The following is a 24,701-nucleotide window of genomic DNA, read 5'->3' as shown; positions in this document are numbered from 1 at the left end:
ATAACCTTTAATTTAAAAGGATAACCAATAGAAGGTATAGTAAATTAATTGAATGCGTAAGATTTTATTGCAATAAAAAAAAATAAGCAAACATAATTAATCAAGCCTGTGGATAATTATGTTAATTAATTTGTTTATTTTTTGATAAGAATGTTGTTAAATAACTTATTCACAAATATGTTGATATTTTTGTTGATAAATTTGATAATTGTTTATCCACATTTTTATTCATATTAATTAATCATCTTTTTTACATACTTATACATTTATTACAAACCTCTTTAATTCTTGATATATATAGCTTTTAGAGAGTTATCAACAAGAAAATACCCACATAATAAATAATAATATAAAAAAAAAGAAATAAAGTTATATATAAATAAGTAAAATAAAAATAATCAAAAATATAAAAAAAATATTTTTTCTTTATAATAGATGTTAATAAGATAAAAATACTTTTTCTAATGTCGTTAAATACTGAAATATTTTTAAATATAAATAAATATGAACAAAGAATTGCTATAAAAGAAAATAATATACTCAAAGAAATTCTAATTGAAAGAGATAACCAAAAAAGAATAGTCGGAAATATTTATAAAGGTAAAATAATAAGAGTACTTCCTGGTATGCAAGCAGCATTTGTAGATATAGGACTAGAAAAAGCTGGGTTTTTACATTTATCGGAGGTTATACCTTTAGAAAGGGATGACGATGAATCTGATGAAAATTTTAAATTGAATAAACTAAATACTGAAGATATCAATAAATGGTTACGTGAAGGTCAAGAAGTACTAGTTCAAGTAGTCAAAGAAAGTATTGGTAATAAAGGTGTAAAATTAACTTCACACTTATCTGTATCATCTCGTTTTTTAGTTTTTTTACCTGATCTAGATCATATTGGTATATCTCTTAAAATAAACAAAGAAGAAGAAAAACAAAGATTATTAGATTCAATTAAAAAAATTACTCAAAGTGAAAATCCTCGCGGATATATTTTAAGGACTGCTGCAGAGGGTGCTAGTTATGAAGAGTTAGAAAATGATATCAAGTTTTTGAATAATTTATGGCAAGATATTTTGGATATTTCTAGCACTATAATCAAACATGGAGTTGTTTATGAAGATTTTAGTTTGATAATAAAAACAATTAATATTTTTGCTAATGACAATCCTGATAAAATTCACGTTGATGATATTGATTCATATAAAGAAATTTGCCAATTTGCTGATAAATATATTCCTGATTTAAGAGATAAGATAGAGCTTTATCAAAAACATAATATTTTTGAAGAATATGATATTGATGTCGAAATAAATAAAGCTTTGGATAAAACAGTATATCTCAAATCAGGTGGTTATTTGGTTATTGAGCAAACTGAAGCAATGATAACTATTGATATAAACACAGGTGGTTTTATAGGAACAAAAAATCTAGAAGAAACTATATTTAAGACAAATCTAGAAGCTACAAAAGAGATAGCAAGGCAACTAAGATTGAGAAATTTAGGTGGCATAATAATCATAGATTCCATAGATATGATGGATGAATCACACAAAAATCAATTTTTAGAGGCTTTAAAGAAGGAATTAGAGTTTGATAAGGCCAAGACTAGTATAAGTGATATTTCAGAGCTGGGATTGGTTGAAATGACACGTAAAAGGGTACATGAGAGTTTATTGAGGACCTTATGCCAGCCATGTGAGCATTGTAATGGTAAAGGAAGTGTCAAAACACTACAAACAATTTGTTATGACATATTTAGAGAGATTAAGTCAGAATCAAAAAATTATCCAAATTATAATAATTTCTTACTTATGTCTTCGAAAAAGATCATTGATTATATAGAAAAAGAAGAATCTATATGGTTAGCAGAGCTAGAATTAGAAATTGAAAAAAATATATATTTAAAAGCTGAAAGTAACCATATATACAATCAATATGACATAATTCCATTAAATTAAAAAAAATTACAAAACATTGTTGACAGCTTGATAAAAAGAGCTATAATACATACTCATAGTCGCCGACTTAGCTCAATAGGTAGAGCAACTGACTTGTAATCAGTAGGTCGCCAGTTCGATTCCGGCAGTCGGCACCATAACGGAGTGGTAGTTCAGTTGGTTAGAATACCTGCCTGTCACGCAGGGGGTCGCGGGTTCGAGTCCCGTCCATTCCGCCATATTCTCATTAAGGTCTAGTTCTTAAAACTCAGTTTTCCCCTTTTTACTTCTGATATATTGATCTAGACCTTAATTTTTTAATTTTTCTTTTAAAATAAATGAATAGATAAGACAGTTTATATAATCAGTATGTACCATAAAAGAAAGTAGCCATCCTTCTGCTTGATATAGGGATCTCTTAAATATTGTAGAGATTCATATCTTCGTGAGAATGACTTGATATTAAATCAGTTGTTTTTAAATCTATGTGTCTAAAAGTTATTTAGATATACTCAACGATTTTTAGTATTTGATGTTTTTATGTATAGAAGAAGATAAGTTGTTATATTTTATGTAATGATGCACCATTACATAAATACATTAAATATTATTTGTGATTTTTTGTTAACTAAAGAAGAAAAAGAACAATTAATAAAAGGATATTATTAACCAAAGAGCTGATAAAAAACTAAATCACAAAGAGAAATATCTAAAGAAATAGGTATAAGTATTTGTACAGTTACAAGGTGTTCTAATGCTCTAAAAGAGTAAAAGAAATATTCTCTGATAATAAAAAAGGTGATTAAATTTCAGTAAAAGAGCCAGAAAAATTTTTAGCTTCGCATATCTATAATTTAGATTATCAAGAAGATTTAAATAGATGTTTTGCTAATTTATGTACTAACAAAAAATACTATATTGTTAGAATCAGCAGAAATAGATACAAAAGATAAACTCAAAAGTATTTTGGTACTAAATAGTGCTTTGCGTATAGCTTGTATTGGAAACAAAGTTTTTATGAAACCATTATCTAAAAATGGTGAATATGCCCTAAAAGAGATACAAAAAAATATCAAAGATGATATTGAGTATATATATGATAATAAACAATTAATATTAACATTTAAATCAATAAAAGATTATCAACTCAATGAACATCAAAAATTAAAAAACAGTCAGTTTTTGATGCTTTAATAATTATAAAAGATAGTTTTGAAATATATAATGAATTCTGTATTTTTTTGGCTGGTTTATTTGCTTATGATGTAGTTGGTAGTTTTGAAGAAATAGGTCAAGTAAAGAGTAAGAATAAATGTCCATATTATGTATTTTATCTAGCTGATACAATACTTGTAAGTGACCATCAAGAAAAAAAATACGTTTATACAAGTTAATAGCTTTGGACATCAAACAATATAAGATCTAGAGGATAGTGTTGCTGTAATTGAGCAAAATATAAATAATGATATAGAGTTAAAAGTTGAAAAATTTAGAAATTTAGAACCTAAAGAATCAATAAGTGATAGAGATTTTTTTTGTGTAGTAGGTAAACTAAAATCACATATTATAGATGGTGATATATTACAAGTTGTACCTTCAAGAAGTTTCTTTTTGCCATGTCAAAATTCTTTGGAAGTTTATAAAGAGCTTAAGCGTACAAATCCTAGTCCATATATGTTTTATATGCAATATGAAGATTTTATTATTTTTGGAGCATCGCCAGAAAGTGCCTTAAAATATCAAAAATCTACGAATTAAGTAGAGATATATCCTATAGCAGGCACACGTAGAAGAGCAAAAAATCCAGATGGTAGTATTAATGCATATTTAGATAGTAGGATTGAGCTAGAGCTTAGATTAGATGCTAAAGAAAATGCCGAACACATAATGTTAGTAGATTTAGCACGTAATGATATTGCAAGTATATCAAAAACTGGTACTCGCTATGTTGCTCATCTTTTAAAGGTTGATAGATATAGTCATGTTATGCATTTTGTCTCTAGAGTAGTAGGTCAACTTGCTAATGATTTGGATGCTTTGTATGCCTATCAAGCTTCTATGAATATGGGTACATTAACAGGTGCACCAAAGATAAAAGCAATGCAGTTAATATCAGCAGTTGAAAAATAGACTAGAGGCAGATATGGCGGAGCTATTGGTTACTTTAATGAGTATGGTGATTTAGATAGTTGTATAGTTATATGTTCTGCTTATGTTGAAGATGAAGTAGCAGAGGTTCAAGCAGGTGAAGGTGTAGTACAGGATTCTATATCTATAGCAGAAGCTGATGAAACTAGAACAAAAGCACAAGCTGTAATATCAGCTATCAAAAATGTACATGGAGTGTAGTAAATGGCTAATATTATATTTATAGATAATTTTGATTCATTTTCTTATAACTTAGTAGATGAATTTAGAGTTCTAGGAAATAATGTCGAAGTATTCAGGAATAATTTATATCTAGAAGTTCTTTTGGATAAAATTAATTCAACTGATAATCCTATAGTTGTGATATCTCCAGGTCCTGGTAATCCTGCAAGTGCAGGATGCATAGTTGATCTTATATCAGTTATTAAAGGTAAGGTACTAATTATAGGGATATGTTTAGGTCATCAAGCTATAGTTGAAGCTTATGGAGGTATAATATCTCATGCTAATGAAATTGTTCATGGTAAAACTGCTAAAGTTAAATTTATAAAGCATTATATTTTTGAGGGTTTGGAATCGCCATTGAGTGTGGCTAGGTATCATTCTTTAGTAGCTATAAAAGTACCAACTGGCCTCGAAACTGTAGCGGAAGTTAATGACTTGGTAGTGGCTGTAGTAGATGATAAAAATAAGGTCTGTGGTTTACAATTTCATCCCGAGTCAATAATGACTATATATGGTTCTAAACTCTTAGATAATATAGTTAGATAGGTACAGCAACAATTAGTTTAAGAGATATTGCAGAAAAATTATTTAATTTAGAGGATCTTAATTATAAAGAAAGTTATCAGCTTTTTGATTACTTTATAAAAGGTCAAATAGAGTTACCTTTATAAACTAGTATCTTAATAGTTCTTAAACTAAAACAAGAAACTTCGACAGAAATAGCAGCTGCCGTAGAAGCTCTACTTAATAATACAAAAGAGTTCCCAAAAATAAATGGAGATTTAGCTGGAATAGTTGGTACTGGAGGAGATGGGTTTAATACTATTAATATTTCTACAACAGCTGCTATTATTGTAGCGGCAGCCGGTTATAAAGTTGCTAAACATGGTGGTCGCAGCGTATTAAGTAAATCAAGTTCTTTTGATCTTTTAGAATCTTTTGGTGTAAATATAGAGTTATCACCAGAGCAAACAAAAGAATGTTTAGAATTGTATAATCTTGGGTTTTTATTTGCGCCATTTTATAGTGAAGATTTTAGGTATATAAAAGAGGCTAGAACTATCTTAAAAACTAGAACTATTTTTAATATTTTAGGACTTTTGATAAACCCAGCTAGACCGAATAAGGTTATGATAGGAGTTTATTCAAAAGATTTAATTTTGCCAATGGCAAAACTATAATTAATCTTGGGATAGACAGAGCCGTAGTGGTATACGGCAGTGGCTTAGATGAAGTAGCAATACATGATAATACTTATGTTGCTGAAATACAAAATAGTCAGATAATCGAATACAAAGTTTCTCTTGTAGACTTTGGTATAGATATCTTATGTAATCAAAGATATTGAAGGTGGTTTACCAGAACAAAATAGAGAAATTATAAAACAAATACTTCAAGGTAAAGGCAAAGAAGCTCATAATGCTGCTGTAGCTGTAAATGTCGATATGCTTATGAAGCTTTATGGTAAAGATAATCTAAAACAAAATACTCAAGAAATACTAGAACTTATAAAATCAGGTAAGTGTTATTAAACTCTTCAAAATGTAATATCTTTTGGTTAAAAAATTGTCTTATTTTTCAATGTATGATAATTTAAAACTTATAAGCATTTAGGTAGTCATACAAATGAAAAAAAGAAAAATCATAATTTTAAGTAGTTTATTATTTGCAAGTAGCTTTGTATTTGCAGCTAATGATTCAGAAAGTAAATATCAAAAAGCTGTATTTGCAGGTGGTTGCTTTTGGTGTTTAGAGTCAGATTTTGAATATATGCAAAAATATCAAGATTTAAGTCATGATGGTATTATAAAGGTTATTTCTGGTTATGATGGTGGTTTGCAAAAAGATCCTACCTACAAAACAGTATCTGCAGGTATTACAAACTATAAAGAATCAGTTGAAGTGATATATGATCCTACTAAAACTAGCTATCAAGAGCTTGTAGAGTATTTTTATCGCCGTATAGATCCTACAGATTCTAAAGGACAGTTTTGTGATAAAGGCGAACAATATCAATCAGCTATATATTATAGTGATGATAAACAAAAACAGGTTGCTGAAGATGTTACTAAAAAATTAAAAGCAGAATTTAAAAAACATAACCAACCTGTATATACTCAAATTTTACCATCTACACATTTTTATAAAGCAGAAAGTTATCATCAAGATTATCATCATAAAAACCCTAAAAGATATTGCTATTATCGTACAAGATGTGGTCGTGATGTAACAGTGAATAAAGTTTGGCAAAATATAGATTGGAAATATAGTAATGTAGCACCTTTTGATATACCATCTAGCTATGCAGAATGTTTAACAAGATAGTAAAATGAAAGTAGTAGGTGTAGCATCTAAAGTTTCTAATGATAGAGTAGATTTGCTTGAAGAAGCTTGGGAGTTTTTCTTTAATAGTGAAGTATTAGAATATCTTAATGGTCAAAATATATCTCAAGATATAATATCTGTTTATTATGACTATGAATGCGATCATACCGCTCCATACACTCTTTTGATAGGTTATGAGGTGGCAGAGTCTTTTGAGGTACCAGCAGGGTTAAATTCTGTGCAAATTGAGCTTAACCATCGAACATATCGTGTTGAAGGGGAGCTACCTGATGCTATCATTGATAAATGGCAACAAATTTGGGCAGATAACTCTAAAAAGAGAGTTTATAAAGCAGATTTTGATAGATATAATCCTATTGAAGATTATGCTGAAGTTAATGTCGAATATCTAAAATAAATAATATTCAAATCAACAAAGTACAGAAAAATTCAACTTTTATTCTTTTTTCGTTTAGAATACTTCATAAAATCATATAAATAATAAGTATTATGGAAACTATATTAGCTAATATAGTTGAAGCAAAAAGAAATTGGCTTTTTGCAAAAAAAGTTATCTCCACTAGATGTATTCAAAAAAGAAGTTATCAAAACAGATAGAGATTTTTATCAGGCTTTGGAGTCAGACAAAGCAGTATTTATTCTAGAGTGCAAAAAAGGATCTCATTCTAAAGGAGTTATCCGTAAAAAGTTTGATCTAAATGAAATAGCAGTAGTGTATAAAAATTACGCAAATATGATATCTGTACTTACAGATGAAGAGTTTTTTATGGGTAGTTTTGCAAATCTAGAGATTGTTAGAAAGCAAGTGACTCAACCTATGCTTTGTAAAGATTTTATTATAGATGAATATCAAATATATTTAGCTAGACATTATCAAGCAGATGCGGTGTTACTGATGCTTTCGGTATTAGATGATAATGAGTATAAGAAACTAGCAAAAGTAGCTAATTGTCTAGGTATGGGTATCTTAACTGAAGTTAGTAATGAAGAAGAACTTTAAAGAGCTATCAAACTCAAGGCAAAAGTTATAGGTATTAATAATCGTAATCTAAGAGATCTTTCTATAGATCTAAATACTTAAAGAATTATAAACCAAGTAATTATCTTATAAATAAAGCACATCTAAAATTTGAACTTGATGAGTCAAAAACTAGAGTGACAGCTAATTTATATATAGTAGCTAATCCAGCGAATCGAGAAAATAACACACTGGTTTTAGATGGCGGTAATCTAAAACTATTATCTATGAAAATAGATAATAAAAAGCTATCAAATACTGATTTTATAATTAATGAAAACCAATTAATTATAGATGATGCCCCAGAAAAATTTGTATTAGAAACAGTGGTAGAAATTAATCCTGAGGCTAATACTTCTTTGGAAGGTTTATACAAATCTGGAGAGGTGTTTTGCACCCAATGTGAGACAACTGGATTTAGAAAAATTACTTATTATCTAGATAGACCAGATGTGATGTCTTCTTTTACAGTTAAAATAATAGCAGACAAACAAAAATATCCAGTAATATTATTAAATGGAGATAAGATTGAGTCTGGGGATATTTCAGATACTCAGAACTTTGCAGTATGGAAAGATCCATTTAAGAAGCCTTGCTATTTATTTGCTCTGGTAGCTGGAGATTTAGCAAGTATTAAAAATACATATATCACAAAATCACAACGTAAAGTTAGTTTAGAAATATATGCTTTTAAGCAAGATATAGATAAATGTCACTATGCAATGTAAGCTGTCAAAGACCCAATGAAATGGGATGAAGATAGATTTGGCTTAGAATATGACTTAGATACTTTTATGATTGTGGCGGTGCCTGATATGATTCATACCTTACTAGGCGAGGAAGGCTTCCAAAAAGGTATGAGGCTATATTTTGAAAGATATGATGGTCAAGCTGTTACTTGTGATGATTTTGTAAATGCTATGGCAGACGCAAATAATCGTGATTTTAGCTTATTTATAAGATGGTATGCTCAATCAGGTACACCAAGCATTAAAGTTACAGAAAACTACGATGCAGAAAATCAAATTTATAGTCTAATACTAGAGCAAACTACTCTGCCAACAGCAGATCAAAAAGAAAAGCAAACTCTTCATATACCAGTTAGTATGGGGCTTATCACCCCAGAGGGTAAAAATATTACTGAACAAGTTATTGAGCTAACAGAGCAAAAACAGACTTATACTTTTAAAAATATCACTGCAAAACCAGTAGCTTCTTTATTTAGAGATTTTTCGGCACCTGTGAAGGTTGAGCATGAACGTGTTGAAACAGAGTTATTACATATCGTTAAGTATGATAATAATGCTTTTAATCGTTGGGACTCTTTACAGCAATTAGCTACTAAAATGATCTTGAATAATGCAGATGTAGATATAAATATAGAGTTTTTAAATGCTTCTAAATCAATCTTACATGATAAAAATTTAGATAAAGCCTTAATTAGTGATGCTCTAATGATACCAACTGAGTCTACAATTGCTGAGGCAATGCCGACAATTATGGTTGATGATATTGTCAACTCTCGCAAAAAAGTGAAGAATCAGCTAGCAGATAAGCTAAAAGATGATTGGCTGGCAGCATATTAAGAGTGTAATGATAATAAGCCATATAGCCTATCAGCTGAGCAAATTGCTAAAAGAAAACTAAAAGCTGTGTGTTTGAGCTATCTAATGAATGCTAGTGATCAAAGCCAAGGTATAGAGTTAGCACAACAGTTATTTGATAGTGCTGATAATATGACAGATCAGCAAACTGCATTTTCAGCGTTGCTAAAATCTAATGATAAACAAATTCGTGATAATGTTATTAATGAGTTTTATAATCGTTGGAAACATGAAGATTTAGTTGTAAATAAATGGCTACTATCTCAATCTCAAATCTCTCATAAGTCAACTTTAGATATAGTTAAAGGCTTAGTTAATCATCCTGCATATAACCCTAAAAACCCTAACAAAGTTTATTCGTTAATTAGCAGTTTTGGTGATAATTTATCACAATATCATTGCAAAGATGATTTAGGATATGCATTTATGTCTGATACAGTGTTAGAACTTGATAAGACTAACCATCAAGTTACAGGTTATGATAGTGCTAGACAAGCTTTGATGAAACAAGAACTTGAAAAAATCAAAGCTTCAAACCCTAGTAAAAATGTTTTTGAGATTGTTAGTAAGAGTTTGGGAGTATAGAATTTATTATTACTTTCCATTTTCAGATCCAGCAACTTGATTTGAATCTATAATCTCAGATATTTTTTCAAAAATATGTCTAAAGTTTTCCCAACTAGCATCAGATATTTGAATTTGTCCATTATAAATAGCTTGAGCAAAACATTCTTTAGAAATACAAGCAATATTATTTCCTTTATAAATATCCTTATCAATAATAATTCTATTACTTGCCTTTGTATGAGCTTTACCACCAATATGAAAATTTTCGATAAGGTGATACTTTGAAGTACTATCAAACTCACTTCCAATAAATAGTCTTTTACCATCAAGAACTGTTTTAATTTCATCATCACTAAACAATAGTTCAGTAGAGATGTTTGCAGGATCTATTTTAAATGAATAAACATTATAATTCTCTTTACTTACTAGCTTAATATTTTCGTTATCAGAGTCGAAAATACCAATCATAATTTGGCTTCTTTTTAGAGGATTGGCTATTCGATACGTTATTTCATTTGATAGACACTGATTTAATCGGGTATCACCCATATCAGCACAAACATTTGTATCACAGATTTGATTATTAACATCTTCTTGAGAACCATATTTATAGAAAAATCCCTCTTCTATCTGTTTAAATATTTCTTTATTATGGAAGTATCTTAATGCTATTTTTAAAACTTCTATATTCTATTTCATCACTTTTAATTGTATGTGTATCAATAGTGATTTCTCGAGATATATCGTGAGATTCGTTATTAATAATACGCCTACCATTAATGATATTCATTAATTGTGATTTTCCAGAACCATTAACCCCAGATATCACAACAATTCCATTATTGTCTATGTTTGTAACAAATCCGATAGGAAAAGATTTATATTTTTGATTTAGTTTTATGGTTAGTGTTTTCATTATTTTTTAATTTGATTTGTTTTTATAGTGCTATACCTTACAAATACTTATAATAGACTTATTAATATTCAAAATAAAGAATAAATATGTCAGTAGTTGTTGTAGGAAGTGCTAATAGAGATTTAGTTGTAAAAGTTGATCACCTTGCGCAAAAAGGTCAAACGATAATAAGCCAGAATTATAAAGAGTTTTGTGGTGGTAAAGGAGCTAATCAAGCTGTAGCTGCAAGAAGACTTGGCGAAAATGTAACTTTTATTACAAATCTTGGTAAAGATAGTTTTGGGGATAGACTTTTAGAGTTTTATAAAAAAAGAAGGTCTAGATAGCTCAACTATCAATCAAGATGAAGCTAGTAATACAGGCTTGGCTTTTATTTGTGTTGATAGTCAGGGTCAAAATATTATTAATGTAGTAATGGGTGTTAATGCCAAGTTAGATCAGCAAATTTTGGACAAACATAATCAAAAAATCCAACAAGCTAATATCATACTAACTCAACTAGAAACTCCTTTGGAAACTATTGAGTATTTAGTAGACAAAATCACTGATAAACAAACTTTTATACTAAACCCTGCCCCAGCTAGAGAGCTACCTCAAGAATTACTCAAAAAGGTAGATATTTTAACACCAAATGAGACTGAGGTATCTATTTTGTCAGGTATAGAGGTTAAAGATGTAAATACAGCTAAGCAGGCAGCAAAAGAGCTACATAATAAGGGTGTAGCTATTGTTATAATAACTTTGGGTGAGCAAGGCGCTCTATTATCAAAAAATCATGGCCAAGAACAAGAATTATTTGCTACTAAAAAAGTAGATGTGGTAGACACTACTGCTGCAGGAGATACTTTTAATGGTGTTTTGGTATTTTGTCTAGACAAAGGACTATCTATAGAGCAATCAATCAAGATAGCAAATACAGCAGCAGCTCTAGCAGTAACTGTAGAGGGAGCTGAAGATTCTGCACCTACTTTAGAGAAATTAAATACTTATTTAGAACAAAAAATATAATATATGGAGATTTAAAATAGTTGTATTACACTCGTACGGGGTTGCAGTATTTTTTTGCATAATTACGATGCTATGTTGGGGTTCTTGGGCAAATACACAAAAGCTCTCGACAAAAGAATGGCCTTTTCAACAGTATTATTGGGATTATGCTTTAGGGATTTTGATAGTATCTTTTGTCTTAGCTATAACAATGGGAAGTTTTGGTACAGAAGGTAGATCATTCTTTAGTGATATTTCTCAAGCTTCATCCGAGAGTTTTATTTATGCTTTTATGGGTGGTGTGGTTTTTAACTTAGCTAATATACTACTTGTAGCTGCTATTGATATTGCAGGAATGTCTGTAGCTTTTCCTTTAGCTATTGGTTTGGCTCTTGTCATAGGTGTGATTACAAACTATATAGCAACACCTTTAGGTCAGCCTGTAGTCTTGTTTTTAGGAGTTTTGAGCGTACTTGCAGCAATTATTATTGATGCTGTCATATATAAGCGTATTTCTGATAATAAAAACAAAAATATGCTTAAAGGATTTATAGTTTCGATTATTTCAGGTATCTTAATGGGCTTTTTCTACCCTTTAGTTATTAAATCGATCACAAATGATTTTGTAACACCTCAAGCTGACTTAATGACACCATATACAGCAAGTTTTATATTTACTGTAGGGATTTTTGTATCTAACTTTGTAATCAATGGTTGGATGATTAAATTTCCTATTTCTGGTAAAAAACTTAAGTTTAAAGACTATTTCTCTCAAGGTACGCCATGGTTGCATACTATTGGGATATTAGGAGGAGTCATTTGGGGGATTGGATCTTGTCTTAACTTTATAGCTTCTGGTATTGCTGGACCTTCTATCTCGTATGGTTTGGGTCAAGGTGCAACAATGATAGCGGCATTCTGGGGTGTATTTATTTGGAAAGAATTTGCCAAAGCACCAAAAGGCACAAATAAGCTAATAGTATTGATGTTTATAACGTATATTTTAGGATTAACTCTTATTGTTTTTGCGAGAAATATCTAAAAATAAAACTATATCTTTATAGTCTCACCAATTTTTAAAATCAAAGCATTATCATCGCCATATTTTTGATCTATAGCTGCCTGTTTGAATCTTTTAGGCGGCTCAAAAAAAGGCTCTGGTGTAAGTCTGATAGTTCCCCAGTGCATGCCTATAGTTTTGGTCGCTTTTATATCTTTTGCTATTTGAATCGCCTCTTCCGGAGTAGCATGTACAGAACACATAAAATCACGAGGCTCGTATGCTCCTATGCCTATCAAAGCGATATCAAAAAAATCTTCTTTTTTACCAATTTCTTTAAATATTTCGCCATAAGCAGTATCGCCTGAGAACCATACTTTCTTGTTTTTATTTTTGATTGAGAAGCTAGCCCATAGAGTTTTGTTTCTGTCAAATAATCCTCGACCAGAAAAATGAACACATGGTAAACAGCCTATAGTAATCTCATCTACATTAATCTCTTGCCACCAGCCCATTTCGGTTATATTTTTAAAACCTCTTTTAATAAAGAAATTACTAAGCCCAAGAGGCACTACTACTTTGACATTTTCTTTATTTGGAAAGTTCTTTATAACTTTTGAGTCTAAATGATCATAACGATTATGACTAATAATAATCATATCAATCCTTGGAAGATCTGTTAAATCTAGTGGAGAATATATTTCCCTTTTGGGTCCTAAAAATCCAGGTCTAGCAGTTTTGCTCAAAAAAGGATCTGTAACAATAGAATAGCCATTAAGCTTAATCAAAAAAGCAGCATGCCCCAACCAAGTAATACTATAGTTATTAGCTTTATTTAATTGCTCTAAAGCCTGTTGCTTTTCTAGGACATGATCTTTAGGAAAACTTTCTTTATGCTTCTTAAACATAGAAGAAAAAATAAATTTTAGAAGATCCTTATCCTTACCTCTTCCTTTACGTATAGAGCTACCTAGAGGATTAGAAAACTTATTGTTAGGATATTTCATCATCTTTTACTTTTGATATCCCTAGCATACGAATCATTATTTTTTCAAAAAATGGTTCACTAACACCATGCTTAACTTTATATTATAGTATTTCTCAAAAGCTACTTTAGCATAGTGAACTAGTTTACCTTCATAATACCAGTCATGTTCACGAGGTTTAAATTGAGGGATTGCAGCAAAAGCAACTCCACCATCACCAAAATCGGCAAAACATAAAGCATTTAGAGTAGCCTGAGTATGTTGCTCTTCTCCATTTAAAACAGCTTTTAGATTACTAGCTATTGCTGTAACCATTGATTCTATCATATAACCTGTAGGTATTATAGTCTTCTCAACAGGAGGGATAGCAACACAAACACCTAATGAATAAATATTTGGATATTTAGGATTAGCTTGATGTTTATCAACGATAATAAAGCCTCTAGGATTAACTAGTCCTTCGATATTAGCAAAAGCATCAAATCCTTTAAATGAGGGAAGAATCATATTAAAAATACTTCTGATAATATGTTGCTGTTTTATGCTTCCATTATTGTCATATTCATCAACATAGATATTCTCAGCATCTATTTTTGTGATTTTAGCATTACAAACCCAATTAATATTTTGTTTTTTGAATTCTTCTTCGAGAAGCTTTGGTGAATCTCCAACTCCTGCTAATCCAAGATGTCCGAGGTATGGTTCAGAAGTAATAAAAGTAATAGGGGTTTGTTCACGAATATTATGCTTTCTTAGATCAGTATCCATTATTAGAGCTGTTTCATAAGCAGGCCCAAAGCAAGATGCTCCTTGTGCTGCACCTACAACTACAGGACCGAGGTTTTTGAGTACTTTATCCCTGTCAGATGCTGCTTTGGTTGCATGATCAACAGTACATACAGAATGACTATATAAATCTGGTCCCATACCTTCAATCTCATCAAAGGCTAATTTTGGACCTGTTGCTATTATCAGGTAATCATAAGTTATTTCTTTGTCGTTAAAAAGTACTAATTTATTTTCATCAGGATAGAGTTTTTTTACTCCATCAGATACAAAATTTATGCCTGCTTTTTTTATATAATTGCTAATAGTAAATTCAACGTCTTCTCTAGAACGCCAATTTACCATTACCCAAGGGTTTGAAGGAACAAAATTAAATTTATCTCCTTTAGATATTAATATGATCTCATGATCATTATCAATCGCTTCTTTTAGTTCATATGCCATTGGTATTCGACCAATACCAGCACCAATTATTACTATACGAGCTATAATATCCTCTCCCAATATTACACAGTAACTATATGATTAATATTACCATACATAAGTTTGACAAATTAACTTTGAGGATTTTTATAGAGATAGTATTCTTCATAATGTATATTTAAAATTATACAAATATTACCAAGTTAAGTAGCTATGAAAACTGTAAACTTTGAAAAATTATATACTGATTTTACAAGTATCTTTGATTTATGTAGATATACAAATGAATCTCTAGAAGAAGAGATTATTAGAAGAGTAAAAGAAGATAATATCACAGAGGGTATGTTTCTTTTTAGATTAGTAGTATTTAAGTTTGAAGTCGCTAATAATTCTATTGAATATATTGGTTATGAAAAATAAAGAAGAATATAAAAATTTAGCTATTTTTATTTATAATAAGAGAACCTACTAAAGATAATACTGCTGTAATAATAGCAATAAAAGCGGGTACATAAAGTGAGTGGTACTCTATAATAAGAGTCTGTGTTATAAGAGGCATAAATCCAACGAAAACAGCAGAACCTAAGCCATAACCAATTCCCATACCAACTAGTCTTACTTTGACAGGTAGAGCATTAATACATCTATATTGGGAAATCATAATATAAGCACTAAAAAAAAAATACTATAGACAAAATACGCAACTAGATAGTGTGAACCATGAATAAAGGCATAGCATAACCAGATAGATAATATTGATGAGAAAAGTAGGAACCAATTATCCAATTTTGGAATGCTATCTTTCTTTATTAGTAATGCTGATAGTAAGCCAAATATACACATCATAAGTAAACCTATAATACTAATCTTGAGCATACTTTTAGAGCTATAACTAGATAGATTTGTTAAATAGCTTAGTAAAGCATAGTAGAACAGTGTAATACAAGACATAACAATTAGCAGTCATCAAAAAACAGCCTAATAACGGCATTTTGTAATGTTTAAATAAATCAATAATTGGGTTTTTTGTCAGTTGATTAGTTTGTGATAATTGGGTAAAAAGAGGACTCTCAAGCAGCTCTTTTCTTATATAAAAAGTAACAATTCCTAGCGTAGAACCAAGTATAAAAGCAATTCTCCAAGCATAGTTTTCAGGGAAAATAAAATTAAGTATTATTGTTAGTAGCTTAGCAAGCATTACACCTATAGCTGCCGAGATCATTATCGCTGCAATAGGATATATTTTGTTAGTAATGATAGTTTCGTTTAGATATGTAAATGCACTATTGACCTCTCCACCAGCAGAAAGCCCTTGCATAATACGAAAAGTAAGTAATAGTAAACCAGCATATATTCCTATGACTGAAGCATCAGGTATAAGACCAATACCTAATGTGCCAATTGTCATCAAAAGTACAGCAGCTACCAATACTTTTTTGCGTCCAACTCTATCACCAATTTGTCCAAAGATAATACCACCAATAGGTCTTGTAACAAAACCTAAAGCAAATATTAAAAGTATGATAATTTGGGAGTTAAAACTATGAAGTAAATGAGCTCCAGTCACTTCAGAAAAGCTTAGATAGATTATAAAATCAAAATATTCTAGAACCATGCCTAAAGAACAAAGAAAAATAGTTTTTAGCTATAAGTCTTTCATTTTGTTATCTCTAATTTCAAAGTTTAAAAAAAGGAACCTAATATGCAATAATTAGGTCGAATTGTTCGTAAGATAATATCATGAAAATAACTAAATTATAGTGAATATGGTTTTGTAAAAAACAAAAAAATAAGACATTTTTGCTTTATAAAAGAAACTATTTTAATCATCTGCTATAATCTGTTTATCTGAAATTTTCAAAAATAATTTGCATGGCTGAAAAATATATATACTCAATGCATAGGGTCGGCAAAGTTGTGCCACCTAACAAATATATCCTTAAAGATATTTCACTATCATTCTTTGATGGCGCAAAGATTGGTGTATTAGGTCTTAATGGTTCTGGTAAATCAACACTACTTAGAATTATGGCTGGTCTTGATACTGAGATTATTGGTGAAGCAGCTCCACGTAAAGGTGTCAAAATTGGTTATCTACCACAAGAACCAAAGTTAGATGAAACAAAAGATGTAAGAGGTAATGTTGAAGAGGCATTATCACACTTACAAGAGATGCTTACTAGATTTGATGAAATTAGTATGAAGTTTTGTGAGCCAATGTCAGATGATGAAATGGCTAAACTTCTAGAAGAGCAGGGTAACTTGCAAAATGCTATCGATGCTGCTGGAGCTTGGGAAATTGATCGTAAGCTAGAAGTTGCCGCAGAAGCGCTACGTTTGCCACCGTGGGATGCTGATGTTACTAAGTTATCAGGTGGCGAAGCTCGTCGTGTTGCTTTATGTAAACTTCTATTATCTGCTCCTGATATCCTACTTCTAGATGAGCCTACTAACCATTTAGATGCCGAGTCTGTAGCATGGTTAGAGAAGTTCTTGGCAGAGTACAAAGGTACAGTTGTAGCTATTACGCATGATAGATATTTCTTGGATAATGTTGCTGAGTGGATTCTTGAGCTTGATAGAGGTGAAGGTATACCATTTAAAGGTAACTATTCTCAATGGCTTGAGCAAAAACAAAAGCGTCTAGAGATGGAAGAAAGACGAGAGTCTTCACATCAAAAAGCTCTTAAAGAAGAGCTTGAGTGGGTGCGTCAAAATGCTAAAGGTCGTCAAGCTAAATCAAAAGCAAGATTAGCTAAATTTGACGAGTTAAGCTCTCAAGAGTTCCAAAAGCGTAATGAAACACAAGAGCTATATATCCCACCTGGAGAAAGACTAGGTAACAATGTAATTAATGTCAAAGATCTTGTTAAATCATTTGATGACAAGCTTCTTGTAGAGGGTCTTGAGATGAATGTATATCCAGGTTCGATTGTTGGTATCATCGGTGCTAACGGAGCAGGTAAATCGACATTCTTTAAGATGCTAACAGGTAAAGAAACGCCAGACTTTGGTGAAATCAAGATTGGTGAAACTGTAAATCTAGCTTATGTAGATCAATCACGTGATGCTCTAGATGATAACAAAACTGTTTGGGAAGAAATTGCAGAGGGTTTAGATGTAATTACAGTTGGTAAATTTACTATTCCATCTCGCCAATATGTAGGTAGGTTTAACTTCAAAGGTGCAGATCAGCAGAAGTATATTTCTCAGCTATCAGGTGGTGAGAGAAATCGTGTCCATCTTGCTAAGCTACTTAGAAGTGGTGGGAATGTTATCCTACTTGATGAACCTACAAACGATCTTGATGTCGAGACGTTAATAGCGCTTGAGGAAGCTATATTAGCATTCCCTGGTTGTATTATGGTTATCTCGCATGATAGATGGTTCCTAAACCGTATTGCTACACACATGCTTGCTTTTGAAGGTAACAGCGAAGTAGTTTGGTTTGAAGGTAACTACGATGCTTATATTGAAGACAAAAAACGTCGACTTGGTGATAAGTATGATGCTATTACTAAGATCAAATATAAGCGAATTTCTGTTGATTAATTTTTTCTATTTCACTATTTATCTAAATAATATTAAAGTAAAATTTTGATTGTTAATCTTTAATAAATAGCTTCGCTGGAGAGGTTTATGATAAAAAAAATAGTATTTTGTATATGCTTTTTTATCTTTCTACTAAACTATAGTTTTGCTGATACGGATAGTAGTAATGATCCGATAAATGCTCCTTCTAATACTCCAAAAGTTGAAAGTAAAGGTTTTTTAAATGACTATATAGTGACTCCAATTACTGATGTGGCTTTATTGGCAACAGCTCCAATAGGTTCTTTTGTTGGTTTGTTTGAAGGAGCTTCAAAGTCTCAAGCTATCTTATATAATGGTGAGCATCATTCTGGAGATAGTGATATAGTTAATATCTTTGTAGCTCCATTTGCAGCAATAGGCTTTGCATTAGGTGGAGCGATTTATATGACTGTCAAATTACCTGCAGATCTGATAGATGGTAACTCACATAAATAGAAATAAAATCTATAGATTTAGATTATTTATAATTTTTTTAGACATTGATTCTATAGCATCATTTACAATATCAGAAAGTATTACATCTTTTTCAAAGATTCTTTGACCCTCTACTCCATAGAACTCGACATTACTAATATCCATTCCTATAGCATCAGCTAATGCTAAAGATGGCGCAACACCAACACTATGAGATGATAAAAAAATCCTCCAAAACTAAGAATGTCTTTTGCTTTGAAATAAAACTCTGTGCCTGGTGTAACTTTTGCATATACAGCATCTATAAGGATAATTTTGTCATATCCACTATCTAGAAATGTTAGTAAATTTAAACCAGGTCTATCAGCACTTTCTATAGTGATATTTTGGATATTTTTTTCTTTTACAATCCCAGCTAGTTTATCGGCTACAAACCAACCAAACTGATCATCGGCAAAAGGAGAACCTATACCAAGAATTAGAGTTTTTTGTTTCATTTTTACCTTTACTATTATTTTGCCTTTTTGGCTAATTCCTTTCCGTATTTATAGTTTAAGTATATCATTACCTAAATGTTGTAGTTTAACACCACGCACAACCTCTTTAGGATAATCTTTTACCATCTCGATAGCTGATCTATAACCTAAAAAGTCAGGTGCCGCTAATAAATGTACATGTAGATAATGTGACTCAATCCATTCACCCAAAAACATCAATAGACGCATATCATATATTCACTGAGTTCTTGTGATACCAAATGTAGTCTCATAAGCTCTTGAGAAGTCTGCTTGATATGCAAGAGGGCAGATACCACAGATACGCGCTACTGCATCGATAATTGCATTTGGTTCCCTACCTTCGAGGAATTTTTCAAAATAACGTGGAGGCTCATAGATTCTTAGCTCACACTTATCTATTTTGCTATCTTTAATTCTTAAATCTAAAGCACCTTCGTCTTCAACACGAGCTAAAATAGGCACTTCAATAACTGTTTCTCTACTCATAACTATACTCCAGCCTTTTTAAATACTTCATCTTGGCTACTGATAAATCTATATTTATCTTGGATTTGTTTGTCTGATAAACCAAGTTCTTTTAATCTAGTTGTCATTGCACCTAGATTGACATATTTTGATGCACCAAAACAACCATAACAACCACGTCCAAGTTTTGGACAGATTGCACCGCAACCATCTGCTGTTACAGGACCCAAGCATGGCTCATCTTTTACCACCATTACACAAGTAACACCAGCATGTTTACAGCTTGTACAAACTGGATCAACAACTTTCTCAGGCTCTACACCAAATAGTAACTGGCGGATAGCTTTGAGTATTTGCTCCGTAGTTATAGGACAACCAGAGATTTCAAAATCAACATTTACATACTCTTTGATAGCTTTTGCTGTAGATAAATCTTCTTTGATAATTACATCTGTATCTTGCGGATATACAGCTTTTTGCCACTCTAGGAGCTCGGCAGCATTTGTATAGTTTCTTAGAGCTTGAATACCACTAGCCACGGCACAAGCACCGATAGCCACTACATACTTTGCTTTTTCTCTAATTTTCTTCAAACGAGGAATATCATGATGAGTGTTTACACTACCTTCGATAAATGCAATATCAACCTCAGCAAACCCATCTAGATGACCAGCTTCTGCAAAGTGAACAATATCAACCATTTCAGCTAATGTAAGTAATGATACAGCATCATTGATTAGAGTTGGTTGGCAACCATCACATGAGCTGAACTTATGCATGGCAATTTTTGGTCTAGGAGCTAAATTTTTTAATTTATCTTGAGCTGACATAACTATACTCCTTTTATTTCTAATAGTTTTTTAACAGCTGGATAAGCATTTTCAACAAATACTCTATCTTGAATTTCAATGGCTCTTAGATCACAAGGTCTAACACCTCGTACAGTATATTTTTTATTATTTAAGCTTTGATTGAATGTTAGTTTGCCACTCTCATCACGAGAGACTTTCCAGAGTGTTTTTTTCTCTTCAAAAAGCATCGGCTTAACAGACTGAACTGGTACACTCCAGCCAAAAGCTTTTTTTACATCTGTTTTGAGGACTTCATGTTTTGCAGGCTCTTGTATATCTACATAACCCCATGGAAGCTCACTTGCATTGTTTATATTGTCATAAACAATAGTTTTATCTCTAACTGCTGGCGCCATAACTTCATAGCCTTGCCCTGAGAAGTAAGAAAACATTCTATCTAGATCATCATGTTTTAAGAAATAAAACTGACTCATATTACTCTCCTTAACATATTCTTGGTAATTACTCACCACTTAACCAATCTACACGTCTTTTGCCACCAAATGTGGTTTTCATAAAGACTTGAGATTGCTCACTTTTTATTACGGTTGCTATCACTTGGGCATTTTCTCCTAATGGATGATCCCTTAAGCAGTCTAAAACCTTTTGAGTCTGACTAGGCTTACAAGCGATTAAAAATTTGCCTTCATTGGCGATATATAATGGATCTAAAACTAAAAGCTCACATGCTGATTGAACTTCAGTCGATACCGGAAGATTTGCTTCATCTATCTCAATAGCAACATTGTATTGATTAGCCCATTTATTTAGGGTTGCACCAGCTCCTCCACGAGTAGGATCACGCATAGTTTTTATTTGACATTTATTGTCATAAATTGACTGTATCAAACCATCTAGAGATGTTGTATCACTCACTATTTGACATTCAAAATCTAGACCAGCTCGTTGTGACATTACAGCTACACCATGATCTCCAAGAGTGCCATTGATGATAATCTCATCACCATCTTCAAGATCATCTCTAGTTACAAAATCATCACGGATAACTCCAACACCAGTTGTATTGATAAAAATGCCATCTCCTTTACCTTTCTCGACAACCTTAGCATCTCCATTTACGATTTGGAACTACAGCCCTTGTATATTGATTTTCTACGCCTATTTTGTCAGCGTTAATCATCTTGATAAGCATAAGTATAGATTGTAGTACATCCAAAGGCTCAAAACCTGCTACAACCATTGGTTTTTTTATATTCTTTGGTTACTTTATCATAAGCATTACTACCGATAATTACACTGACATGAGATGGACCTAAAAAGCCATCAATCTTAACATCCTCAGATAAGATTGCTTACATAGCTACTGGTGTAAGTACATGGTTACAAAGTATTAGAAAATTATTTAATTTATTAGCAATAGCTAGTTGTATAGCCACAGCAGTTGGGGGAGTAGTTGTCTCAAACCCGATAGCGAAGAATATAATCTTTTTATTAGGATTTTCTTCAGCAAGTTTTAGAGCATCTTCTGCTGAGTAGATCATCCGTACATCAGCACCGAGTGCTTTAGCTTTGATTAGACTGTCTTGATGTGATCCTGGTACACGAAGCATATCTACGTAACTACAAAAGATTACATCTTTTTGTGATGCTAAAAATATTGCTTGATCGACTCTTTTGATCGGTAGTACACATACAGGACAACCTGGTCCGTGTATCATTTTGACATTGTTAAGCAAAAGACTAGGAATGCCATAACGGTGTAAAGCATGTGTATGCCCACCACAAAATTCCATCAAATTGTATTGTCTATTAGGGTCAACTTTTTTAGCGATTTGTTGTAAAAGAGATTTTGCAATTTTCGGGGCCCTAAACTCTTGTATGTAATTCATAACATTACCCCTTTTATATTATACTTTTTAGATCCTCTAAAGTCTGATGAGCCATTTCTTTGTCTAGTTTGCTAAGAGCAAAACCTACATGGATTATGACAAAATCACCGATAAGAACTTCATCTCTTAATAGAGCTATAGAGATATTTTTTTTACACCGCCAACATTAACAATTGCTTGATTATCTTCTTTGATTTCTACAATTTCTGCGGGTATTGCTAAGCACATTTTACTCACCTTTTTTATATTTTTTGGCACCGAGCCAAGCTTGTCCAAGGCTTACACCACCATCATTTAGAGGAACTTTCTCTGATATATAAATACTGAAATCCATTTCTTTAAGTTGACGGTAAGTCTCTGTTAGTAGTAGCTTATTTTGGAAACAACCTCTACTTAGTATTATATTCTTAATATTTCGAGGTTGGGCTGACTTACTAATCCACTGAGCTAGGGCATAAGCCAAAGTGTCGTGCCATAAGTTACTAGCAACACTTATATTATCGCATTTTATTATACTTTTAGTAGTTTTTTTAAATTTAAATTAGTTTTAAATGATACCGATTTGGTGTCATATTGAATGCTTGGAGTATCAGCTAAAGACTCTAATTCTATAGCTGCTTGAGCCTCCTAAGTGTTGATATGACAAATATTTAATAAGCTAGAAACAGCATCAAATAGTCTGCCCATACTTGTAGTTTTACCTTTTGGTAAAGAGTCATTTTGTAAAAGTTTGATTAGATTTTCAGCTTGTGGAAATTCTTTGAGATAATTAGGTATTTCAAGGCTGTATTTATGACATACTGCCAAAGCCATATGCCAAGGCTCTTTGGCAACTTTGTCACCACCTATATATTCGATAGGATCTAACTCACCAATTCTATTAAATTCTAAACCATCAATATCACAATGATAAAGTTCACCGTCTCTAGCTAAACCATCTTCACATAAACTAAAACCATCTAGTACTACGCCTATAGCTTGACCTTGCAAATTATGCTCAGCAATTACAGCTGCTAGGTGGGCTTGATGATGCTGAATCTGATAAATTGGGAGATTAAATTTTTGTGCAAAATGAGTAGTATAAATATCAGGATGTAAATCACAAGCAATACCATTAAACTTAAGTCCAAACATCTTTTGGAAATGCTCTAAAGACTGCTCAAAAAGCTCTATATTAGCTTGGCTATCCATATCACCAATATGTTGTGATACAAAGGCTTGACTGTCTTTGATAAAATGAAAAGTATTCTTTAAAAATGATCCTGTTGCTAATATATTTGGTAAGCTTTCAGATAACTGTATTGATTGTGGTACAAGGCCTCGAGATCTTCTAATAGGTAGATTTTTATCTATCACAGTAAGAAAGACACTATCATCACTTTTTATAGCAATATCACGATTATCTGTAACTATAAGATCAGCAATATCTTTGAGCTTTTCGTGAGCTTCATCATTATTAGCAATGATGCTTTCACCAGAGATATTTGCACTAGTAACTATCAATGCTAAATCATAAGCCTCATTTAGCCAACTAGAGCCAGTAGGTTGGTCTAGTCGATGATGAAATAGTATATAATCAGTCCCTGTTGTTGGTAGCATAAAACCAAGCTGATTTATATTAGGTGCAATAGATGAGCTAATATTACTACTAGAATGTCTTTTAAGTAAAACGATAAGTCTAATAGTAGTATTTAATAACTCATCTTGCTGTCTAGTAACTTCTGCGAAATGTTCTTGTATACTTTGAGTATTTAGAGCCATTAGCGCAAATGGTTTATTAGGGCGAAGCTTTCTTCTACGCAGTTCTTCGACTGCTTGAGTATTTGTAGCATCAACAACTAGCTTGAAGCCATTTTGACTTTTAATTGCGATAATTTTACCAGCCTTGATAGCTTGTGATATCTCTGCAAAAGAGTGTGATAGTTGAGGCCACATTTAGAACATGCAACGGTTTGAGCATGGTAATGTTTATCTAATGAGGTTGTATAGCTAGCAAGACAATCATCACATAATGGAAAATCTTTATAAGTAGTTTTATCTCTATCATAAGGTAGGTTTTGTAT

At 31.7% G+C, this 24,701-nt stretch carries 24 protein-coding genes, 2 tRNA genes and 9 pseudogenes; 17 read left to right on the top strand and 18 right to left on the bottom strand.

The annotated features are described in order from the left end of the window. Window positions 1–464 precede the first annotated feature (464 nt). The 11 genes and pseudogenes from FNO12_RS09495 (at window position 465) to FNO12_RS09445 (ending at window position 9,866) form a co-directional block, all read left to right on the top strand. Window positions 465–1,961 carry an Rne/Rng family ribonuclease gene (locus FNO12_RS09495; RefSeq protein WP_030003291.1) on the top strand — a complete coding sequence of 499 codons (1,497 nt, stop codon included), beginning with the start codon at window positions 465–467 and terminating at the stop codon, window positions 1,959–1,961. 61 nt (window positions 1,962–2,022) lie between these two features. Then, window positions 2,023–2,098: transfer RNA gene (locus tag FNO12_RS09490), tRNA-Thr, on the top strand. Between the two features lie 4 nt (window positions 2,099–2,102). Next, window positions 2,103–2,179 (top strand) — tRNA-Asp (locus tag FNO12_RS09485). A gap of 361 nt (window positions 2,180–2,540) precedes the next feature. Next, window positions 2,541–2,746: pseudogene (locus tag FNO12_RS09480) on the top strand (Trp family transcriptional regulator); the annotation flags it as partial. Continuing rightward, window positions 2,747–4,289: pseudogene (locus tag FNO12_RS09475) on the top strand (anthranilate synthase component 1). It abuts the pseudogene before it with no gap. A 3-nt stretch (window positions 4,290–4,292) separates the two neighbouring features. After that, a complete protein-coding gene (locus FNO12_RS09470; protein ID WP_014715696.1) occupies window positions 4,293–4,859 on the top strand; it encodes an aminodeoxychorismate/anthranilate synthase component II in 567 nt (188 codons plus the stop codon). After that, a pseudogene (gene trpD / locus FNO12_RS09465) lies at window positions 4,856–5,845 on the top strand (anthranilate phosphoribosyltransferase). The gene FNO12_RS09470 and the pseudogene trpD overlap by 4 nt, the downstream one beginning before the upstream one ends. Before the next feature lie 94 nt (window positions 5,846–5,939). Then, window positions 5,940–6,638 carry a peptide-methionine (S)-S-oxide reductase MsrA gene (gene msrA, locus FNO12_RS09460; protein ID WP_014715695.1) on the top strand — a complete coding sequence of 233 codons (699 nt, stop codon included), beginning with the start codon at window positions 5,940–5,942 and terminating at the stop codon, window positions 6,636–6,638. 4 nt (window positions 6,639–6,642) lie between these two features. Next, the gene (locus tag FNO12_RS09455) at window positions 6,643–7,056 is read left to right on the top strand and encodes a GyrI-like domain-containing protein (RefSeq protein WP_014715694.1); all 414 of its coding nucleotides are present in this window, start codon (window positions 6,643–6,645) and stop codon (window positions 7,054–7,056) included. A gap of 92 nt (window positions 7,057–7,148) precedes the next feature. Continuing rightward, window positions 7,149–7,737 (top strand): annotated as a pseudogene (locus FNO12_RS09450) (bifunctional indole-3-glycerol-phosphate synthase TrpC/phosphoribosylanthranilate isomerase TrpF); the annotation flags it as partial. A gap of 29 nt (window positions 7,738–7,766) precedes the next feature. Further along, window positions 7,767–9,866 (top strand): annotated as a pseudogene (locus tag FNO12_RS09445) (DUF3458 domain-containing protein). Between the two features lie 9 nt (window positions 9,867–9,875). On the opposite strand, the gene FNO12_RS09440 reads toward FNO12_RS09445, so the two are convergent. Both FNO12_RS09440 and FNO12_RS09435 read right to left on the bottom strand, forming a co-directional pair. Beyond that, window positions 9,876–10,316, bottom strand: coding sequence for a hypothetical protein (locus FNO12_RS09440; RefSeq protein WP_014715692.1), 441 nt, complete (start codon window positions 10,314–10,316; stop codon window positions 9,876–9,878). 181 nt (window positions 10,317–10,497) lie between these two features. Then, on the bottom strand, window positions 10,498–10,764 hold the full coding sequence (locus FNO12_RS09435) for an ATP-binding cassette domain-containing protein (RefSeq protein WP_030003283.1): 267 nt from the start codon (window positions 10,762–10,764) through the stop codon (window positions 10,498–10,500). A gap of 86 nt (window positions 10,765–10,850) precedes the next feature. Between FNO12_RS09435 and FNO12_RS11425 the strand changes: the two genes are divergently transcribed. Genes FNO12_RS11425 through FNO12_RS09425 form a run of 3 tightly spaced genes read left to right on the top strand, consistent with a single transcriptional unit; the run spans window position 10,851 to window position 12,793 of the window. Then, entirely contained in the window at window positions 10,851–11,090 is a 240-nt protein-coding gene (locus FNO12_RS11425; RefSeq protein WP_231138649.1) for a PfkB family carbohydrate kinase, read from the top strand. A 37-nt stretch (window positions 11,091–11,127) separates the two neighbouring features. Continuing rightward, window positions 11,128–11,772 (top strand): ribokinase, encoded by a 645-nt coding sequence (locus FNO12_RS09430; RefSeq protein WP_231138648.1) that lies wholly within the window; start codon window positions 11,128–11,130, stop codon window positions 11,770–11,772. A 16-nt stretch (window positions 11,773–11,788) separates the two neighbouring features. Then, complete coding sequence (locus tag FNO12_RS09425) at window positions 11,789–12,793, top strand: GRP family sugar transporter (RefSeq protein WP_041257416.1); 1,005 nt, start codon at window positions 11,789–11,791, stop codon at window positions 12,791–12,793. 8 nt (window positions 12,794–12,801) lie between these two features. On the opposite strand, the gene FNO12_RS09420 is transcribed toward FNO12_RS09425, so the two are convergent. Next, the gene (locus FNO12_RS09420; protein ID WP_014715690.1) at window positions 12,802–13,761 is read right to left on the bottom strand and encodes an MBL fold metallo-hydrolase; all 960 of its coding nucleotides are present in this window, start codon (window positions 13,759–13,761) and stop codon (window positions 12,802–12,804) included. Next, window positions 13,745–15,012, bottom strand: a pseudogene (locus FNO12_RS09415) (NAD(P)/FAD-dependent oxidoreductase). Before FNO12_RS09415 ends, FNO12_RS09420 begins: the two are co-directional and overlap by 17 nt. A 147-nt stretch (window positions 15,013–15,159) precedes the next feature. Between FNO12_RS09415 and FNO12_RS09410 the strand changes: the two are divergent. Further along, window positions 15,160–15,366 carry a hypothetical protein gene (locus tag FNO12_RS09410; RefSeq protein WP_014715688.1) on the top strand — a complete coding sequence of 69 codons (207 nt, stop codon included), beginning with the start codon at window positions 15,160–15,162 and terminating at the stop codon, window positions 15,364–15,366. 16 nt (window positions 15,367–15,382) lie between these two features. Here FNO12_RS09410 and FNO12_RS09405 read toward each other — a convergent pair. Then, window positions 15,383–16,561 (bottom strand): annotated as a pseudogene (locus FNO12_RS09405) (MFS transporter). A 257-nt stretch (window positions 16,562–16,818) separates the two neighbouring features. Between FNO12_RS09405 and ettA the strand changes: the two are divergent. Together ettA and FNO12_RS09395 are read left to right on the top strand one after the other, a co-directional pair. Continuing rightward, a complete protein-coding gene (ettA, locus tag FNO12_RS09400) occupies window positions 16,819–18,498 on the top strand; it encodes an energy-dependent translational throttle protein EttA (RefSeq protein ID WP_014715684.1) in 1,680 nt (559 codons plus the stop codon). Window positions 18,499–18,585: 87 nt separating this feature from the next. Next, window positions 18,586–18,975, top strand: coding sequence for a hypothetical protein (locus FNO12_RS09395; protein WP_014715683.1), 390 nt, complete (start codon window positions 18,586–18,588; stop codon window positions 18,973–18,975). Window positions 18,976–18,984: 9 nt separating this feature from the next. Here the strand turns inward: FNO12_RS09395 and FNO12_RS11420 are convergent, their stop codons facing one another. From FNO12_RS11420 to FNO12_RS11390, 13 genes and pseudogenes are all read right to left on the bottom strand, one after another. Beyond that, window positions 18,985–19,119, bottom strand: coding sequence for a hypothetical protein (locus FNO12_RS11420; RefSeq protein ID WP_257280304.1), 135 nt, complete (start codon window positions 19,117–19,119; stop codon window positions 18,985–18,987). 20 nt (window positions 19,120–19,139) lie between these two features. After that, on the bottom strand, window positions 19,140–19,451 hold the full coding sequence (locus FNO12_RS09390) for a hydrogenase maturation protease (protein WP_231138647.1): 312 nt from the start codon (window positions 19,449–19,451) through the stop codon (window positions 19,140–19,142). A gap of 48 nt (window positions 19,452–19,499) precedes the next feature. Next, window positions 19,500–19,679 carry a hypothetical protein gene (locus FNO12_RS11415; RefSeq protein WP_030003281.1) on the bottom strand — a complete coding sequence of 60 codons (180 nt, stop codon included), beginning with the start codon at window positions 19,677–19,679 and terminating at the stop codon, window positions 19,500–19,502. A 9-nt stretch (window positions 19,680–19,688) separates the two neighbouring features. Beyond that, entirely contained in the window at window positions 19,689–19,958 is a 270-nt protein-coding gene (locus FNO12_RS11410; protein ID WP_030003280.1) for a hypothetical protein, read from the bottom strand. 2 nt (window positions 19,959–19,960) lie between these two features. Then, a complete protein-coding gene (locus FNO12_RS09380) occupies window positions 19,961–20,767 on the bottom strand; it encodes an NADH-quinone oxidoreductase subunit B family protein (RefSeq protein ID WP_014715682.1) in 807 nt (268 codons plus the stop codon). Between the two features lie 2 nt (window positions 20,768–20,769). Continuing rightward, the gene (locus FNO12_RS09375) at window positions 20,770–21,222 is read right to left on the bottom strand and encodes a hypothetical protein (RefSeq protein ID WP_014715681.1); all 453 of its coding nucleotides are present in this window, start codon (window positions 21,220–21,222) and stop codon (window positions 20,770–20,772) included. A gap of 28 nt (window positions 21,223–21,250) precedes the next feature. Then, window positions 21,251–21,703: an AIR synthase-related protein gene (locus tag FNO12_RS09370; RefSeq protein WP_014715680.1), complete on the bottom strand. Its 453-nt coding sequence runs from the start codon at window positions 21,701–21,703 to the stop codon at window positions 21,251–21,253. A gap of 148 nt (window positions 21,704–21,851) precedes the next feature. After that, on the bottom strand, window positions 21,852–21,989 hold the full coding sequence (locus FNO12_RS11405) for a hypothetical protein (protein ID WP_250637395.1): 138 nt from the start codon (window positions 21,987–21,989) through the stop codon (window positions 21,852–21,854). Next, window positions 21,970–22,638: pseudogene (hypD, locus tag FNO12_RS09365) on the bottom strand (hydrogenase formation protein HypD). Before hypD ends, FNO12_RS11405 begins: the two are co-directional and overlap by 20 nt. 13 nt (window positions 22,639–22,651) lie before the next feature. After that, window positions 22,652–22,866 (bottom strand): annotated as a pseudogene (locus FNO12_RS09360) (HypC/HybG/HupF family hydrogenase formation chaperone). Window position 22,867: 1 nt separating this feature from the next. Then, window positions 22,868–23,134, bottom strand: a complete 267-nt coding sequence (locus tag FNO12_RS11400; protein WP_371806950.1) for a Kae1-like domain-containing protein — start codon at window positions 23,132–23,134, stop codon at window positions 22,868–22,870. Window positions 23,135–23,265: 131 nt separating this feature from the next. Beyond that, window positions 23,266–24,573 (bottom strand): Sua5/YciO/YrdC/YwlC family protein, encoded by a 1,308-nt coding sequence (locus FNO12_RS11395; RefSeq protein ID WP_233418145.1) that lies wholly within the window; start codon window positions 24,571–24,573, stop codon window positions 23,266–23,268. Beyond that, window positions 24,477–24,701 (bottom strand): hypothetical protein, encoded by a 225-nt coding sequence (locus tag FNO12_RS11390; RefSeq protein ID WP_231138690.1) that lies wholly within the window; start codon window positions 24,699–24,701, stop codon window positions 24,477–24,479. The genes FNO12_RS11395 and FNO12_RS11390 overlap by 97 nt, the downstream gene beginning before the upstream one ends.

It is taken from the genome of Francisella orientalis FNO12, from assembly GCF_001042525.2.
In the GTDB taxonomy this organism is placed as follows: Bacteria; Pseudomonadota; Gammaproteobacteria; order Francisellales; family Francisellaceae; genus Francisella; species Francisella orientalis.
Note: the sequence above shows the minus strand (reverse complement) of the source record. Positions and strands in the feature narration are given on the sequence as shown.

Bases quoted from the DNA above. Each gene is read 5' to 3' on its own strand.
- FNO12_RS09495 (WP_030003291.1), top strand. From the start codon at position 465: ATGTCGTTAAATACTGAAATATTTTTAAATATAAATAAATATGAACAA.
- FNO12_RS09470 (WP_014715696.1), top strand. From the start codon at position 4,293: ATGGCTAATATTATATTTATAGATAATTTTGATTCATTTTCTTATAAC.
- msrA (WP_014715695.1), top strand. From the start codon at position 5,940: ATGAAAAAAAGAAAAATCATAATTTTAAGTAGTTTATTATTTGCAAGT.
- FNO12_RS09455 (WP_014715694.1), top strand. From the start codon at position 6,643: ATGAAAGTAGTAGGTGTAGCATCTAAAGTTTCTAATGATAGAGTAGAT.
- FNO12_RS09440 (WP_014715692.1), bottom strand. From the start codon at position 10,316: ATGATTGGTATTTTCGACTCTGATAACGAAAATATTAAGCTAGTAAGT.
- FNO12_RS09435 (WP_030003283.1), bottom strand. From the start codon at position 10,764: ATGAAAACACTAACCATAAAACTAAATCAAAAATATAAATCTTTTCCT.
- FNO12_RS11425 (WP_231138649.1), top strand. From the start codon at position 10,851: ATGTCAGTAGTTGTTGTAGGAAGTGCTAATAGAGATTTAGTTGTAAAA.
- FNO12_RS09420 (WP_014715690.1), bottom strand. From the start codon at position 13,761: ATGATGAAATATCCTAACAATAAGTTTTCTAATCCTCTAGGTAGCTCT.
- FNO12_RS09410 (WP_014715688.1), top strand. From the start codon at position 15,160: ATGAAAACTGTAAACTTTGAAAAATTATATACTGATTTTACAAGTATC.
- ettA (WP_014715684.1), top strand. From the start codon at position 16,819: ATGGCTGAAAAATATATATACTCAATGCATAGGGTCGGCAAAGTTGTG.
- FNO12_RS09395 (WP_014715683.1), top strand. From the start codon at position 18,586: ATGATAAAAAAAATAGTATTTTGTATATGCTTTTTTATCTTTCTACTA.
- FNO12_RS11420 (WP_257280304.1), bottom strand. From the start codon at position 19,119: ATGGATATTAGTAATGTCGAGTTCTATGGAGTAGAGGGTCAAAGAATC.
- FNO12_RS09390 (WP_231138647.1), bottom strand. From the start codon at position 19,451: ATGAAACAAAAAACTCTAATTCTTGGTATAGGTTCTCCTTTTGCCGAT.
- FNO12_RS11415 (WP_030003281.1), bottom strand. From the start codon at position 19,679: ATGCGTCTATTGATGTTTTTGGGTGAATGGATTGAGTCACATTATCTA.
- FNO12_RS11410 (WP_030003280.1), bottom strand. From the start codon at position 19,958: ATGAGTAGAGAAACAGTTATTGAAGTGCCTATTTTAGCTCGTGTTGAA.
- FNO12_RS09380 (WP_014715682.1), bottom strand. From the start codon at position 20,767: ATGTCAGCTCAAGATAAATTAAAAAATTTAGCTCCTAGACCAAAAATT.
- FNO12_RS09375 (WP_014715681.1), bottom strand. From the start codon at position 21,222: ATGAGTCAGTTTTATTTCTTAAAACATGATGATCTAGATAGAATGTTT.
- FNO12_RS09370 (WP_014715680.1), bottom strand. From the start codon at position 21,703: ATGTCACAACGAGCTGGTCTAGATTTTGAATGTCAAATAGTGAGTGAT.
- FNO12_RS11405 (WP_250637395.1), bottom strand. From the start codon at position 21,989: ATGGTTGTAGCAGGTTTTGAGCCTTTGGATGTACTACAATCTATACTT.
- FNO12_RS11395 (WP_233418145.1), bottom strand. From the start codon at position 24,573: ATGTGGCCTCAACTATCACACTCTTTTGCAGAGATATCACAAGCTATC.